The sequence below is a fragment of the Nostoc sp. genome (assembly GCF_036917395.1).
Lineage (GTDB): Bacteria > Cyanobacteriota > Cyanobacteriia > Cyanobacteriales > Nostocaceae > Nostoc.
This window is the reverse complement of record NZ_JBALDI010000012.1, coordinates 137,138-152,939: the sequence shown is the minus strand read 5'-3', so window position 1 is coordinate 152,939 and position 15,802 is coordinate 137,138. Positions and strand designations below refer to the sequence as shown.

At 40.6% G+C, this 15,802-nt stretch carries 14 protein-coding genes and 1 pseudogene; 9 read left to right on the top strand and 6 right to left on the bottom strand.

The features are described 5' to 3' along the window. The first annotated feature begins 133 nt into the window (after positions 1-133). Together V7K46_RS08240 and V7K46_RS08235 are read left to right on the top strand one after the other, a co-directional pair. On the top strand, positions 134-496 hold the full coding sequence (locus V7K46_RS08240; RefSeq protein ID WP_335112058.1) for a hypothetical protein: 363 nt from the start codon (positions 134-136) through the stop codon (positions 494-496). A 21-nt stretch (positions 497-517) separates the two neighbouring features. Continuing rightward, positions 518-1,210: a DUF2996 domain-containing protein gene (locus tag V7K46_RS08235; RefSeq protein WP_335112057.1), complete on the top strand. Its 693-nt coding sequence runs from the start codon at positions 518-520 to the stop codon at positions 1,208-1,210. A 62-nt stretch (positions 1,211-1,272) separates the two neighbouring features. Here V7K46_RS08235 and V7K46_RS08230 read toward each other — a convergent pair whose 3' ends face one another. Beyond that, on the bottom strand, positions 1,273-1,767 hold the full coding sequence (locus tag V7K46_RS08230) for a TM2 domain-containing protein (protein ID WP_335112056.1): 495 nt from the start codon (positions 1,765-1,767) through the stop codon (positions 1,273-1,275). Between the two features lie 675 nt (positions 1,768-2,442). Here V7K46_RS08230 and acsF point away from each other — a divergent pair. Continuing rightward, positions 2,443-3,519 carry a magnesium-protoporphyrin IX monomethyl ester (oxidative) cyclase gene (gene acsF / locus V7K46_RS08225; RefSeq protein ID WP_335112055.1) on the top strand — a complete coding sequence of 359 codons (1,077 nt, stop codon included), beginning with the start codon at positions 2,443-2,445 and terminating at the stop codon, positions 3,517-3,519. 381 nt (positions 3,520-3,900) lie between these two features. Here the strand turns inward: acsF and V7K46_RS08220 are convergent, their stop codons facing one another. Then, entirely contained in the window at positions 3,901-4,671 is a 771-nt protein-coding gene (locus V7K46_RS08220; RefSeq protein ID WP_335112054.1) for an SDR family oxidoreductase, read from the bottom strand. Between the two features lie 189 nt (positions 4,672-4,860). On the opposite strand from V7K46_RS08220, the gene V7K46_RS08215 reads away from it, so the two are divergent. After that, the gene (locus V7K46_RS08215; RefSeq protein WP_335112053.1) at positions 4,861-5,808 is read left to right on the top strand and encodes an L-lactate dehydrogenase; all 948 of its coding nucleotides are present in this window, start codon (positions 4,861-4,863) and stop codon (positions 5,806-5,808) included. A gap of 145 nt (positions 5,809-5,953) precedes the next feature. Here the strand turns inward: V7K46_RS08215 and V7K46_RS08210 are convergent. The 3 genes and pseudogenes from V7K46_RS08210 to V7K46_RS08200 all read right to left on the bottom strand — a co-directional run. Continuing rightward, positions 5,954-6,133 (bottom strand): annotated as a pseudogene (locus tag V7K46_RS08210) (IS4 family transposase); the annotation flags it as partial. Between the two features lie 10 nt (positions 6,134-6,143). Continuing rightward, positions 6,144-7,361 carry a type I restriction endonuclease gene (locus V7K46_RS08205; RefSeq protein WP_335112052.1) on the bottom strand — a complete coding sequence of 406 codons (1,218 nt, stop codon included), beginning with the start codon at positions 7,359-7,361 and terminating at the stop codon, positions 6,144-6,146. Positions 7,362-7,632: 271 nt separating this feature from the next. Continuing rightward, positions 7,633-8,067, bottom strand: coding sequence for a hypothetical protein (locus V7K46_RS08200; RefSeq protein ID WP_335112051.1), 435 nt, complete (start codon positions 8,065-8,067; stop codon positions 7,633-7,635). Between the two features lie 548 nt (positions 8,068-8,615). On the opposite strand from V7K46_RS08200, the gene V7K46_RS08195 reads away from it, so the two are divergent. The 3 genes from V7K46_RS08195 (at position 8,616) to V7K46_RS08185 (ending at position 12,824) form a co-directional block, all read left to right on the top strand. Continuing rightward, positions 8,616-8,876: a hypothetical protein gene (locus V7K46_RS08195; RefSeq protein ID WP_335112050.1), complete on the top strand. Its 261-nt coding sequence runs from the start codon at positions 8,616-8,618 to the stop codon at positions 8,874-8,876. Positions 8,877-9,104: 228 nt separating this feature from the next. Next, positions 9,105-11,510: an MASE1 domain-containing protein gene (locus V7K46_RS08190; RefSeq protein ID WP_335112049.1), complete on the top strand. Its 2,406-nt coding sequence runs from the start codon at positions 9,105-9,107 to the stop codon at positions 11,508-11,510. 3 nt (positions 11,511-11,513) lie between these two features. Further along, on the top strand, positions 11,514-12,824 hold the full coding sequence (locus V7K46_RS08185; protein ID WP_335112048.1) for a sensor histidine kinase: 1,311 nt from the start codon (positions 11,514-11,516) through the stop codon (positions 12,822-12,824). 132 nt (positions 12,825-12,956) lie between these two features. On the opposite strand, the gene V7K46_RS08180 is transcribed toward V7K46_RS08185, so the two are convergent. After that, positions 12,957-14,087 carry a WD40 repeat domain-containing protein gene (locus V7K46_RS08180; RefSeq protein ID WP_335112047.1) on the bottom strand — a complete coding sequence of 377 codons (1,131 nt, stop codon included), beginning with the start codon at positions 14,085-14,087 and terminating at the stop codon, positions 12,957-12,959. A gap of 554 nt (positions 14,088-14,641) precedes the next feature. Between V7K46_RS08180 and V7K46_RS08175 the strand changes: the two genes are divergently transcribed. Beyond that, entirely contained in the window at positions 14,642-14,824 is a 183-nt protein-coding gene (locus V7K46_RS08175; protein ID WP_273767515.1) for a hypothetical protein, read from the top strand. A 248-nt stretch (positions 14,825-15,072) separates the two neighbouring features. Further along, positions 15,073-15,765, top strand: coding sequence for a pentapeptide repeat-containing protein (locus V7K46_RS08170; RefSeq protein WP_335112046.1), 693 nt, complete (start codon positions 15,073-15,075; stop codon positions 15,763-15,765). Positions 15,766-15,802: the final 37 nt, after the last annotated feature.

The window sequence follows — 15,802 nt, the reverse complement described above, 5'->3', positions numbered from 1 at the left end:
AGGCAGAAGAATTTTAGATTTTGGATTTTAGATTGAATAAGACTTAGGGACTTCCAAATAAAAAAATATTCCAAAACTGACGCAAAAATCCTCTTTACTTCTCTTCTCTGTGTTCTCTGCGCGGCAGTCGCTCATGGGGGAAACCCCCAAGACCGCGCTGCCTTGTCTCTGTGGTTCGTTTATTTGGATAATTTATTTCTTAGAAATCCCTTACGTAGAAGAGACTCCCCAACCCCTTAAAAAGTTAGCTCTTAAAATCTCTCTTTTAAAGCTACGGTATAAACACATCTCTACACAGGATGCAAAACATCGTATTGTTGAACAATCTAAAACCGCAAATCCAAAATTGAAGGGACAGGGGACAGAAAAGAAAAAAGCTTATGTCCTAAGCCTTTGCGTTATTTTTAATCTGTACAGTTATTATTGCCTTGCGGTACTATTATGTCAAAATGAAAATACCCGATACCTCAAGGTGAGCGATCGCTCCCAAAGCTAGATTAAAGGATTGACCTGAGCAATGGCAGACGAAACCAATCACAATCAAGCGGGAGAAGTAGCTCCCAGCACTGTTGACAAGCAAGCTCCCAGTGTAGCTGAAGAACACGCTCCTAGTACAGACTCACCCGAAGCCACAGATATTCCTACTGCCAACGCGCCAGATCCTAAAGCCGCAAACCCCGAAGATAATCCCAATGCTGCTAAACCAGCTGCTGTACCACCCAAGCGAGAAAAACCCGCAGCCGCAGCTAAAGCCGCAGCAACAGGAGAAAAAGCCGCAGCAGCAGGAGAAAAACCAGCCGCCGCAGCTAAAGCCGCCAAAAAGGAAAAAGCCCCAGCTGTTGAAGATAAGCCATTTGTAGAGTTCATCGAGCAAGATTACTTGCCAGCTTTACAAAAAGCGATCGCTCAACAAGGCGTGCAAGATTTACAGGTGTCTTTTGCCAAGCAGAAGGTGCCAATCACTGGCTTTGAATCCGCCGAAGAATGCTGGCAAATTATCGGCAGTTGGAAAGAAACGGGTCGGCGTCAGTTTAACCTGTATTTCCCCGAAGAAGATATTCAAGGGAAAAAGGGATTTTCCTGTAATGAAGGCAAAAAACCTAGCACTCTTGAGTCATTCTTAATCGATGAGCGCAGAATTACACTCGATTTATTGGTATTTGGCTTAGTTCAACGCTTAGACGGTCAAAAGTGGTTAGGTATAAATTAGTCATTGGTTATTAGTCATTAGTCTTTGGTTTTTAACAAAAACAAATGACTAATGACAGTTGTTTAAAGTTCATGGAAATGGTAGATAACGGCTCCAGTATTGGGGTCGTTATCAATTTTCACATAACCTGATTTGTACATCTCATTGAGAGTAGCTTCCACTTCGGCAAAGCTAGCTCCGGTGAACTTTACCCCTTGAGTGACAGTTAAAATACCACCCTTGCTTTCCGCCGCTTCGATCAGTTTCATCATGAGTTGGTTGCCTGTTGGGCGGTGAACTTGAGAGGCAACCACTGCTTGATTTAACGGCACACCTAAGGGAGATACACCCGCTTTTAGTCTCAGCTTGTGTTCGTATTCGTCAACCATACCGGGCATGATGAACAAATCCACGACCTGCCCTATACCAAACACACCACCGGTCACCAGCCACAACAACCCAGTCCCGATCTTGCCATTGTAGAAACGGTGCAGCCCTCCCACCCCGAAAAATCCGACTGCACACAAGATGTAAGAGACAAGAAGTCGGTCTTTTTGCTGATTGTTTTCAAGATTCATCTTGTTTTCAACTCTTTGGATTTGCTTTTGTTATTTAAGATAGCTTTTATACCAAGTATAAACAGTTAGACTTACATTTTGTACCTGGCAATTATTCGTAGGTAGGCACTGCTGTTTACTCCAACTCTGATTTGAGGTTGTGGGCAGCGTCCAACCTAAAGTTATTGATAAAGGTGCAATATATAACTATACTATTTAGTATTTTTAAGTAATTATGCTAGTCATAGATTGTTAATTTGAAGATGCTCAACGTATTGATCAAACCGCATTAATTTATTGTAGTAAAAACTACCGAATATTACTGAGATAGCAGTGCTTTGAGAAGACAGAGGAGCGTACTACTCTACTTGATCAAAACAATGCTGATCACTGAACTACGTTTATTTGACTACTAATCTGCGATTTTTGATTCCGCAAACATTGAATCTATTGTTGCAACTCTTAATGTTTTACTTAATAGTTTCTAACCCGCACCTTGGTAAACTGAACTTTATACAATTGGATTATTGTGGGCTGTTACGCCTTGCCAGAGCTTTACCCTTGGCTTTTTGGTGAGGCAGTCGCTCAAAGGGGGTTTCCCCATGAGGAACTGCCGTTAGCGTAGCGGTAGCGACTGTGCGTAGCCTCGCCCGAAAGGTCTACTTAAGATAATAAAGACGAAAGAGCAATCAAGACATGGTAGATTCCCTCAAAAAACCAGGCTTTGAAGAAATCCGGCCAGGGATTAAAGTCCCGGCAAAAGAAACCCTGTTAACACCTCGGTTTTATACTACCGATTTTGATGAAATGGCGCGGATGGACATCTCCGTTAACGAAGACGAGTTAAGAGCCATTCTCGAAGAGTTTCGCACTGACTACAACCGCCATCACTTTGTTCGGGATGCCGAGTTTGAACAATCCTGGGATCATATTGATGGGGAGACTCGCCAGTTGTTCGTTGAATTTTTAGAACGTTCATGTACGGCAGAGTTTTCTGGCTTTTTGCTGTATAAAGAACTCGGTCGTCGCTTGAAAGGCAAAAGCCCCGTCTTGGCAGAGTGTTTTAATCTGATGTCACGGGATGAAGCACGTCACGCTGGCTTTTTGAACAAAGCTATGTCGGACTTTAATCTGTCCCTAGATTTAGGGTTTTTGACTAAGAGCCGCAATTATACCTTCTTTAAGCCAAAATTCATCTTTTACGCCACTTATCTTTCTGAAAAGATTGGTTATTGGCGCTATATCACCATTTATCGCCACTTAGAAGCACATCCCGAAGACAGGATTTATCCAATCTTCCGGTTCTTTGAGAACTGGTGTCAAGATGAAAACCGTCACGGCGATTTCTTCGATGCGATCATGAAATCCCAGCCGCAAATATTGAATGATTGGAAAGCACGGCTGTGGAGTCGGTTCTTCCTGTTGTCGGTGTTTGCGACAATGTATCTCAATGACATCCAACGCAAGGACTTTTATGCCACCCTTGGACTGGATGCGCGAGAATACGACATCCATGTTATTCAGAAGACTAACGAAAACGCAGGTAGGGTGTTCCCGCTGATGCTGGATGTAGAGAATCCAGAGTTTTATCAGCGGTTGGATACTTGTATAAGCAATAATCAGAAGCTGAGTGCGATCGCTAATTCTAACACTCCCAAATTCCTGCAATTCTTCCAGAAACTGCCGCTTTACATCTCCAATGGCTGGCAGTTATTGCGGCTGTACCTGATGAAGCCAATTGATACTGTTTCTGCTCAAGGGGCAGTTCGTTAAGTTATAACAGGTTTGCGAAAGCTTTAGTGGTTCTGCTGATTGCAGAGCCACTTTTTTTTGTCAAAATCAATACCATAAGGGGTACTACTCGTCAATAGGTCTAGGCGGTTAGGGACTGACAAAAAATAAATTATCCAAAATTATTTGTACATTTGTAGGGGGTCTTGGCCTTGCGCCCCTACGTTCGCGGAGCGTCCCGCAGGGATGGGATGTTTTTTTAACTGGAAGTCCCTTAAGTTCGTATATTATGTAGTTTTTTAAGATTCTTGTTGTTTATCCTCTTCTTCAATCTTTTGTTCTGTTTTAGGTTCAACAGGCTGATTTATTACTGGAGTAGTGAGTGAATCATTAACTCTACTTCTTGACTTGATAAACGACTACTCACGTGGCTATATAACCGCCATCTACAACCAGAGACTGACCAGTTATGTAGGAAGCAGCTTCTGAACATAAGAAAACTATAGTCGAAGCTATTTCTTCAGCTTTGCCCATTCGTCCCATTGGAACCATTGTTGCCAACTGTTGACTTGCAGTTTCAGCATCACCCATTGTCTCTGCGAAACGGCTCGTCATATCTGTATCAATTAAGCCAGGATTTACAGCATTAATTCGGATACCCAATTTAGCATAATCAAGGGCTGCTGACTTTGTTAAACCCATAACAGCGTGCTTGCTTGCATTATATGGTCCAAGGCGGGGGACGGCTACGAGTCCACCTACCGAAGAATTGTTGACAATTACGCCTCCTCCAGTCCGAAGCATTTGGGCAATTTCATACTTCATGCACAGGAATAATCCGCGTACATTGATTGCCATAAGTTGATCGAACTGTTCAAGCGATTGTTCGTGGAGAGGAGCGTTCCCACCATTAATACCAGCATTGTTGAATGCAAAATCTAGGCGACCGTAGGTTTCTACCGTCTTGCTCACAAGTGCTTCCACCTGAGATACTTGGGCGACATCTGTTTTAACAAACAAGGCTTCACTCCCAGCTTGTTTAATTAGATTCACCGTTTCTTCACCTTCAGAGTCTCGACGAGCCGCAACGACGACTTTTGCGCCTGCTTTGCCAAAAGCGATCGCCGTCGCCTTACCAATTCCCGAACTCCCACCCGTAACAATTGCGACTTTGCCATCAAATTCACTTGCCATCAATTTACCTCTGTAATATTATTTAGACGCTTTTATTGTAAACGTTCACAGGATTTACTTGGCTAGTGTGAAAAATAGGTAGACACAGATGGTAAATTCAGAGGCATGGAGGAAAAGTTTCAACCTTTGAATTGCTAGTAAAAGCAATTACACCGAGTTAGGTTCAATTACAAAAAAGGTAGATATAACATGAGTAGCAAAACATCCAAGGTCGGTATTATTGGTGCGGGGAATGTGGGTGCAAACGTAGCAAATGCTTTAGTGCTACTCCGTAAATGTGTTACAGTCGTCCTTTTTGACCGAACCTTATCAAAAGCTGAGGGGCAAGCATGGGATATTGGAGACAGCATTCCCCTACTTCAAGAGATGGAGATTATACCATCAAATCAGTATGAAGATTTAGCGGATTCTGATATTATTGTCGTGACTGTTGGGGTGCAGCAAAAACAAGGACAGACCCGATTAGATACGTTGAACGACAATGCAGAGATTATGCGTTCGACGATGAAAGAATTGGATCGAGTTGCACCGAATTCAATCGTACTTATCGTTAGCAATCCAGTGGATATACTAACGCGGATTGCGATCGCCAGTTCCACCAGAGCAGAAAATCTAATTTTCGGTTCGGGAACTGTTCTTGATACTGCTAGACTGAGATATCAACTTGGTAAGCGACTGAGCGTTGCTATTCAAGACGTTCATGTATATGTAATTGGAGAGCATGGAGACAGTGAATTTGTTGTTTGGTCTAATGCATTCATTGGGGGAATTCCGTTAACTGAATTTCCCATACCACAAGGAGAAAAACTGGAACAAATTCAGCAAGAGTACACAGAGTTAACGCGTAAGCGAGGCTATAGTATTTCTGAACGTAAAGGAAATACTAGCTATGGTATATCAACGGTAGTTTGTCAGTTAGTTGATTCCATCCTGCAAGATGAAAAGCAAATATTTCCAGTATCGGTGAGAGCAGATTCTAACTATGGAATTGACAGTGATATTGTTCTTGGACTTCCATGTATCATTAGCTCAATAGGTATTGAGCGCCAACTGGTGTTACCAAGAAATGCTGATGAACAACGCTTATTAGAAGAGTCAGCCACCAAACTCAATCAAGCCTACAATTCAGGAGCATAATTAAAATCAACTCATATAGCCTGTCTAAAAATGCCCTTTTTTGAATATGTATAAGATGATAACTGGGATGACGAGTAACTAACCAGCGCATGACCTGATGCTGGCTGATGATGTCGGAGGATGCCGGGTATAGTACTGTTGTTGGCCCAATCAAGACTAACATTCTTGTCAATTCTGTAACTTCCGCCACATCTGGCCATAACAGTGTTAGCACCACTGCGATCATCAACGGGAAGTTAAGAATTCTATCTCTTAGTCCCAGTTGATGGTAGTAGTTTTCTTGTACAGTGATGGCCGATGTAACTAATGCTGCTAGTAAAAGCAATTACACCGAGTTAAGCTGATTTTTCCATTCTGATTACATCTGGGGTGAATGTTTGATGCTTGGCTGCTTCTGCCTCGTAACATCTGAGAATCAGTGATGTCAACTTATCGAAATCACTGACAGAGGAAATAATTACTCTCGATGTGGCATCCCCCACAGAAGCTGTTACTTCCTGCACTTCAAAATTTGAAGCTAGAGACTTTACTTCATCTACACTTAAGCGAGTAATAAAACTTTTTTTCTGCGAAGATAGATATAGTCTCAGAAACCACCAGGTAGTTTTGCCAACAAGCTTGATACCAAAGTATGAAACAGTATCCTTGTATTGGAGTTCAAAGTTGTAACTCCTTGAAGTTTGCGTGATTGCTTTAATTTTTTCAAAAGCTTCGATTTCTTCAGCAGTTGTTACTATTTTCGTCGATTCTTGAGATTCCTGTTGTTTATCCTCTTCTTCAATCTCTTGTTCTACTTCAACTTCAACAGGCTGAGTTATTTCTTGGCTAAGTGAGCGAGTCATTAACTCTACTAAACTTCCCTGAATCGACTTTTTAACAATTGGTTTAAATTTCTCAATAACTCTACCAGTCATTCGACCTTTAATTTCATAACTAGGAGCAACTGTACCAAGTTCAGCCACTAAGAAGCGAACAAATTCTTCAGAAGGAGAACGTAAAAGATTTCCTAGCAGCTGAGTCATGCCTTTTACATAAACCATTTCCTCAGCATAGTTGGTAATAGCTGTAACATCGAAATTATCACGGTGAAAAAATTTGAGGTTATCAACATCTTTGATATCATATTCCAGGATGTTAAAACTAAAAAATGGCTCCTTGTCCATGACATTTTTATCAAGCAAGTCTGTAAAGAAACGGTACTCAACCCCATTAGTGACGATAGCTATTTTTGTTGTCAAAAGTCCATTAAAATAGCGGCTCAGTTGCCCATCATGTGCTTCAGCTTTTTGACCACGGGCTTTTGCCTCTACAAGCATAACTATATTATTGTTAATAGCTAAGGCGTAATCTACCTTTTCAAACTGCCCTGCTTTTTTAATAGCAAAATCTGCCACGTATTCCGGCATTACTTCACTAGGGTCATAGACATCGTAGCCAAGAGCACTCAAAAAAGGAACAATCAGTGCCATCTTAGTAGCTTCTTCACCAACAACTTGGTCAGCCCGCTTACGCACTTGTTCAGACAACTTGGTAATATCTTCAATGAATCCCATCTTGCTTACTCCTAGTATATTAGTGAGTATTAATACAATATTTTTTGTAAAATATGAGTGATTGTAAGGTGATATAGTAGATTTAATTTGAAAGTATTAGCGCGATCGCCTTTCTGATCACTCCTATAAAAGTATTCCCAAATAAGTACTAGCCTGTAACACTCATGACCTGTTCATAAGTGCAATGGCATCGGTAATGAATGACAATAAGTCAGAATAATTTTTGATCAAGCCTCAGTCTATAGGCATTCTCAAAAGAAAAATGCTCAAGCTAACTTGTCGTAGCTGCTTTGTTGCCATTTTTGCTGCCGCTGCCGTTCACACTGGCAATGAATGAGGGTTGCTGTGAACTGTGAACTGGTGACTCGCCTCGCAGTCCCTTGTGGCGCTGGTTCTTAGGAACACCTCCCGCCATGCCGTACTCCACACTGCTTTTACCATATTGAGTAGCAACTCCCAACAGCATATGCTCTGCCATATCTGCCAACTCGCGCTCTGTTTGGAGCATATCATGGTACATCTTATCAAGGTTGGAAAGAGCAGTGTTGTATAAATGCTCTCTAGTTCGCATCGTCTCAATTAGGGTTGAGAATGCCGGTAGGGTGAGTCCATTGCCTACATTTAAATTCGGATCAATTGAGTTAATACCAGCTGCACGACGCGCTGCTTTTTTTAACACCTGAGAGGTTCTTTTTCTCCGAGTCATGATCTGAACCTTGTAATCCAGTACGGTTAATATTCTTTACTTTAAAAAACTTCCGTATTGATCCGCTTGAGAGAACTCCGGCAATTCTGCAATGGTTTTTGTTACATAGCGATCATTGTCATGAATGTGCAATATACCGAAATTAGTAAGCAATCAAGCTTTTGAGAAAGTAATATGCCTTTTTGCTTGCTAAATCTACCGAAATTAGTAAGCAATCAAGTATTTTGAGAAAGCAATATACCTTTTTGCTTACTGAATTTACTGAAATGAATACGTGATATACCGAAATGAGAAAGCAATTAAGCATTTTGAGAAAGCAATATGCCTTTTTACTTGCTGAATCTACCGAAATCAGAAAGCAATCAAGCATTTTGAGAAAGCAATATGTCTTTTTGCTTGCTAAATCTACCGAAATCAGAAAGCAATCAAGCATTTTGAGAAAGCAATATGCCTTTTTACTTGCTAAATCTACCGAAATCAGAAAGCAATCAGGCATTTTGAGAAAGTAATATACCTTTTTGCTTATTAGACATCTGTTGTAATTAATTATGCGTTCCCTAAAATTCTTGGTAGGCACAATTCACGAATTATGCCTACGTCGTTTTTGGCACAATCCGCTTGGGTTAGAGCCACAAAAAATATATTGCGTAGGTTGGGGAAACTGCGCCCAAGCGGTTTCCCAATCAGCCTTACAAGTGGCGTTTGAGGAACGTAGACCCAAAGGGGCTTCCCGCAGGGTAACCCAACCTAGACAGGCATTTGTTGGGTTGAGCGAACGTTCAACCCAACCTACAATTATCCTTAACTGAACTGTATTGGTTTTTGGCGAAGGTATTGTTATTTGAGGAGAATTTCTGGGAACTATCTCAATATCAGGTGTTACTAAATTATTTGGTGATGCCTTGAAAGGCAGTGTTCTTCCAAACCCAAAGCCGGAACTGTGGATGAGGAACCTTTTCACATCAGGTTATTGCTAAATTTAGCATCGCATCTGCTGAAGTTTGCCAGCTAACCAGGATATCTACCTGACAAAAGGAATGCAACAGAGTGTAAAGACAATAAAATTTCCATTCATCTTGGATCGGACAATACTAATAGCTATATTGATTCTTCCTGTAATTAACTTCTGTCTTGCCAACTTATCGCGATCGCTGTATTTCCAAGATGGCACATTAGGAATCTGTCCCTCAATAGGCGTTTATTTGGCTACTGTTCGGCTATTGGGATATCGGATCTGGCCAGCCATCCTCTTAAGTGAATTCATCGGCAATTATTTACTTTTCTATCAAAACATTTGGATTAGTGGCAGTTTAGCTGTTGTAGCTCTGATTGATCCATTAGTCATTACTTGGCTGAACAATCGCTTTATCAAGCGTCGTAATGTGCTAGAGAGAGCGCAGGATGTTTTCAAATTTGTCCTGTTGCTCATACCCACTCAGTTAGTCACCTCCACCCTTTCCGTAATCCTTCTCTGTGTTGGTGGCTACTCTCCTTGGAATGTTTATGGAGATGTTTGGCGGTCGTGGTTGACAGCAAACTTTATCGGTCTATTCATCGTCACACCCGCCGTACTAGCATGGTTTGTAGAACAGCAACAAAGACGACTTCACCCCCGACGAGTTGTAGAGTTTGCACTCATTCTGCTCTCCTTAATTGTCATTAGTCAGATAGCATTTTGGGGTGGATATCCTGTGGAGTATATGATGATTCTCCCTTTGCTCTGGTCGGCTTTTCGGTTCAAAGCGACGGAATCAACACTGCTGGTAGTGATTATGTCAGCGATCGCAGTTTATGGAACAGCTCATGATTTTGGCTCATTTGCGAGGAAGTCGATAACAGAGTCTCTGGTGCTATTGCAATCCTTTATTGGTGCGATCGCTCTCACCACCTTCGTTCTATCTGCGATTGTTAACGAAAATAGAAAAGCCGCAGCCAACCTCCAAAAAGCAAATGATGAATTAGAGCAACGAGTCCAACAACGCACCACTGAACTCATAGCTGCAAAACTTCTGGCTGACAGCGCCAATCAAGCTAAAAGCGAATTCCTGGCAAACATGAGTCATGAGTTGCGTACACCCCTCAACGGTATCCTGGGTTATGCCCAAATCCTGCAACTCTCTTCAGCCTTAACTCACAAGGAACGCAAAGGTGTTGAGGTTATTCACCAGTGTGGTTCCCATTTACTAACCTTAATTAATGATATCCTCGATCTGTCGAAAATCGAAGCCGGAAAAATGGAACTCTACCCCCAAGATTTTCATTTTCTGACCTTTCTTCAAGGTGTAGTTGAAATTTGCTGCATCCGAGCTGAACAGAAGGGAATTTTATTCTTATATCAGCCAAGCACTCAACTTCCCAGCGCTATCTGTGCTGATGAAAAACGTCTCCGACAGGTTTTAATTAATCTGTTGGGTAACGCCATCAAGTTTACAGATAGCGGTGGAGTGACTTTTAAAGTAGATGTTATTAGTCAAGAGACATTAACAAAGGGTTTCACACAATTAAAAAGTTACAAAATTCGCTTTCAGATTGAAGATACAGGTGTAGGTATTGCCCCTGAAAAATTAGATAAAATCTTCTTACCATTTGAGCAAGTGGGTAATATTGAAAAACAAGCACAAGGTACGGGATTAGGGTTAACTATTAGCCAAAAAGTTATTGCTATGATGGATAGCAAAATAAAGGTAAAAAGTCAAAAAGGAAAAGAAAGTGGTAGTACTTTCTGGTTTGAGGTGAAATTATCTGAAGCTGAAGAATGGATACAAACCCATAGTATTGCTTTACAGAATAAGGTCATTGGCTTTAAAGGTAAGAAAATAAATATATTAACTGTGGATGCTCTTTGGGAAAATCGCTCTATTGTGATTAATTTGCTTGAACCAATTGGCTTTGAGGTTTTTGAAGCCAGCAATGGTCAAGAAGGATTAGAAAAAGCAACTGAAATTCAGCCAGATTTGATAATCACTGACTTGAGAATGCCTGTTATGGATGGGTTGACAATGACTAAACACTTACGCCAATTATTTGAGTTGCAAAATGTGGTAATTATTGCTTCTTCGGCTAGTGTTTTTGATATTAATCGGCAAAAAGCTTTGGATGTTGGTTGCAATGATTTTCTCCCAAAACCTATACAAGCAGATGAGTTACTTAGGCAATTACAAACTCAATTACAATTGACATGGATTTATCATAATGAAAGTGAATTGACTAGGAAGCTTGCTCCTGTCGTAACTGAAATCGTTATACCTCAAATATCCGAACTCATGACGCTATATGAAGCCGCTCAACGATGCGATATTGGAGATATTCAGGCAGAGATTCACCGGATTAAACAGTTAGATCCCAAGTATATCCCCTTTGTTGAGCAGATATTAACCTTAACTGACGAGTTTGAGATTGAAGCGATCGCTCACCTCTTACAAGCACATATTCCAACTAATTAAAACATGGTAAATTTTATTAAGAATTCCATTCTAATTGTTGATAATAACCCAAATAATAGCCGGGTTTTATTTTATATTTTGCATGAGTATGGTTTCAAAGTCTCAGTCGTTAAAAGCGGTGAAATGGCACTAGAAAAGCTACCACTTATTCAGCCTGATTTAATTTTATTAGATGTAATGATGCCTGGAATTGATGGATTTGAAACCTGTCGTTATTTAAAAGCAAATGAAGCCACTAAAAGTATTCCTATAGTATTTATGACTGCTCTTTCTGAGGTAGAGCATAAAGTCAAAGCATTACAATTAGGAGCCGTAGACTATATTACCAAACCCATTCAGGTCGAAGAAGTTTTGGCTCGTGTGAATGTTCACTTAGAACTGAGAAATACCCAAATTAATTTGCTTAAAGAAATTAGCGATCGCAGACAAGCAGAAACTAAACTTCAACAAACGCTAACAGAGTTACAACAAGTTCAAACACAACTTGTCCAGTCTGAAAAAATGTCCAGTTTAGGGCAGTTAGTTGCAGGTGTGGCACATGAAATTAACAATCCAGTTAACTTTATCTCTGCCAACCTCATTCATGCCAACGAATATATTAAAAACCTACTAAAGCTCTTGCAACGCTACCAAGAATATTACCCCAATCCTGTACCGGAAGTACAGGCTGAAGTCGAAGCTAACGAACTGGATTTTTTGATCAATGACTTGCCTAAACTTCTACAATCTATGGAATTCGGAGCAGAACGCATTCAGAAAATTGTGCTTTCTTTACGAATGTTCTCCCGTTTAGACGAAGCTGAAATGAAAAAAGTTAATATCCATGAGGGTATTGATAGCACCCTAATGATACTAGGATATCGGCTTCAGACTAAGCCTAATAGCCCTGATATTCAAGTCATCAAAGAATATGGCAATCTCCCATTGATAGAATGCTATGCTGCACAAATAAATCAGGTATTTATGAATATTCTTATCAATAGTATTGATGCATTAGAGGAAGCAGCAAAAAATCAGAAAATATTCACTCCCTCAATCACAATTCGTACAGAAGTTATTAATGGCGATCACCTGACGATTCGGATTGCTGATAATGGATCTGGAATATCAGAAGATTTTGAACATCGCATATTTGACCCTTTCTTTACAACTAAACCTGTTGGTGTAGGGACAGGTATGGGGCTAGCAATTAGTTATCAGATTGTAACTGAGAAGCATCACGGTTCATTGCAATGTGTCTCAAAATTAGGAAGTGGCAGTGAGTTTGTGATTACCATTCCTCTGAAACAAAGTATTTCTCTTGAGCAGAAATAATTCATTAAAAATCTGAGCTATCGCTATATTCAATTCCCCATACTTATCTTTTAAATTTCCATCTGTAGGTAATCTGACTTTTTCCGGTTTCTGGAAAACCTCATTTCTACATAGCGAATTGATATTAGTTAATTAGTTAATTTGCCAAATATGAATAGTACTATCCTCATTGCTACTCGCGAGGGTTTTACCATCTGGACTAAGAGCAAGCCCTAAAACGGAACTAGAACCATCCTGGAAGGTGTGTAACAATTTTAAAGTCTCTAAGCTCCACAGTTTAATACTGCCATCAAAATTGCCGCAAATCAGAATTTTTCCATCGGGGCTGATGGTAAGAGATTCAACTGAACTAAAATTGTCAGGAAACTCATGCAATAGTTTTCCAGTTTGAATATTCCATAACTTTAGGGTGCTAATTGCACGATTTCGAGAAACTAATTGACCAAAACTGCCAGTGACGAGCTTTTTGCTATCTGGAGTAATGGCAATAGCATCAACTCCAGTTTTATGTCCTTTGAGAACATGGCGCGTTTTTTTAGTTCGCAGATCAACTAGCCTAATTGTATTGTCATCGCCACCTCCAGTACTAACAAGGGTTTGCGTATCAGGGCTAATTGTAACCTTACTCACATAATCTGAGTGTGCAACAATGGTATTAAGCAATTGAAGCGTGTGTAAATCCCAAAGCTTGATTGTGTGATCATCACTGCCACTAACAATCAATCTACCATTTGAACTAATAGCAACGGTTTCTACTGGCAGCGTATGTCCACTTTCGATGTTAAGCATTAATAGAGTGCGTAAATCCCAAACCTTCATTGTTGGGGTGGTTATTCCACCACTTACAATCCGCTTGCCATCTGGACTAATAGCAATTGAAGTAACACCATCTGAGTGAGCATCTAAACTACGCAGTAATTTTCCAGTCCGGAGATTCCAGAATTTAATAGTATCATCTCTACCTCCACTAATCAGGGTTTGCCCATCCGGGCTAATCACAACTGCTGGAACACCAAAAGTCACTTTTTTATGGCCAGTCAGTGTGTGAACAAGTTGAATATGTGATTGCAACTGAGTAATTCTACTCTTGCTAATGGGAGGATTTGAACTGGAAGAATGGACATCAATGACAACGGCAGTGATGTTTACTGCAATAGCTAAAGCTGTAATAGCTAGTTTGGATTTGAGGAAATTTAATAATTTCATGGCAGTGAGGAACGCAATTATTATATAACAGGGTTCCCAGTTTACCGCCGTAGGCATCGCCCTTCATCCTCTTGATTCAAGTAAGGAAACATGCTAGCAGGGATGTCTGCCAAATCTAAGCAGTCTATCTACTGCTCAATTGCTATGTGTTTTCTAGTACATTACTAGCCAGTTGTAGAGAAGCGATGACCGAGCGCTGTAAGTTGCCTGAGAAGTGATTCTACAGCGTTGGGTCAACAACTGGCGATTTGTGAAGCGACTGAGGCATAGGGTAAACTATTCCTCGTGTAACCTTTGGGCTATCCCGTTCTCTTGATATCTCATTTAAACTGTAAAACAGAGACTTGTAATGCCAAATTGGCAGAATCTTTCTGTGTTCATTTGAAGTGCTGCCGTCACTTCAACTTTTTCTTAACGCAGGAATGCAAAGAGTTGATAGCAGTATGGTCAAATACCTCTGCTAGTTCAATAGATAACTTTTAGCAAAGTTCGTTAAGCACGTCCAATTTAGGTCGGTTGTTACACACACCAGTCTGATTGTGATTAGTCATAATGTAGTGTAGTAGTGCAATACATTGCACTGTTACAAAAGCTAAATACAGAGGTAAACTATGTTTCCTTTTTGGGGTAATCCCTGTTATGGAAGCGAACCCATTTCGCGCAAAGCTGGCTTAGAGCGGAAATTAAAATTCTTGATTTGGATGCGAGATGACTTAGAGTCCAAACTGGCTGGTGTTAATGCTTCTATTGATACCATTCGGCAGCAAATAGAACGCTCAGACTCAACTGTTTAGAACTTAGTTCTTGCATTTGTACTTAAGCCGATTGTAACTCCTTTGTGACAGAGCGCTGTATAATGGGCTGCATCAGTGTTGTAGGTCTTTGTGCAGCGCCCTGTCATAAACTGGCGCATAAAAGAGGCAGTCTTGAAAAACGAAGTCCAGCCTTTTGTGTTGCTGGAACTAGCCTTGAATAAACAGAGTTTATTAATATCTGGAAGTTAGAGCCGTAATCGTCACTTAACGTGCCAAAACTTATAAAAATGAAAAAGATTATCTCGATTGGTTGGAATAGCTGGTTAAAACGGCACAAGGAATCTATTTTACTATTTGACTCAATTGCTGCCGCTAATGAGATTGCCTTTATACTTAACGGTCAATGGGATGGCTGTAATGGTGTGATAATAGCTAAATGTGATGAGGTAGCTGTTAATACTGCGGCCAAACTATTAGAAGCTACATGGTGTTATCAAGGCGCATCAAAAGCTGTTTTAGACAGAGTAACAACTGATGAACTTTTACGCCGTTATGCAATGGGAGAAAGAAATTTTATTAATGCTAATTTGAGATGTGCAGTACTTGCATCAGTAAAGCTGAGTGAAATTAACCTAAGTTATGCAAAGTTGAGTTGGGCAGACTTAAGTCAAGCCAATCTAAGTAAAGCTGATTTAACGGCAGCAGACCTAAGTGAAGCTAATTTAAGTCGAGCCGACCTGAGTAAGGCATACCTAATGAGGACAAACCTAACCAAGGCAGACCTGCAACAAGCTTCACTAAGGGGGGCTAACCTAAGTAGCGCTAACTTAACTGAAGTTAACCTCACAGATGCAGACCTAAGAGGAGCTAATCTAACATTAGCAGACCTAAGAGGGGCAAATTTTAACTTCTGCAATTTGAGTGGGGCTAACCTAACAGGTGCCAAGTTAATTGAAAGTGACTTGGCTTTTGCTCTCTAATGAGTACACCTGGAGGGGATGTATTTTAAGTGAAAAA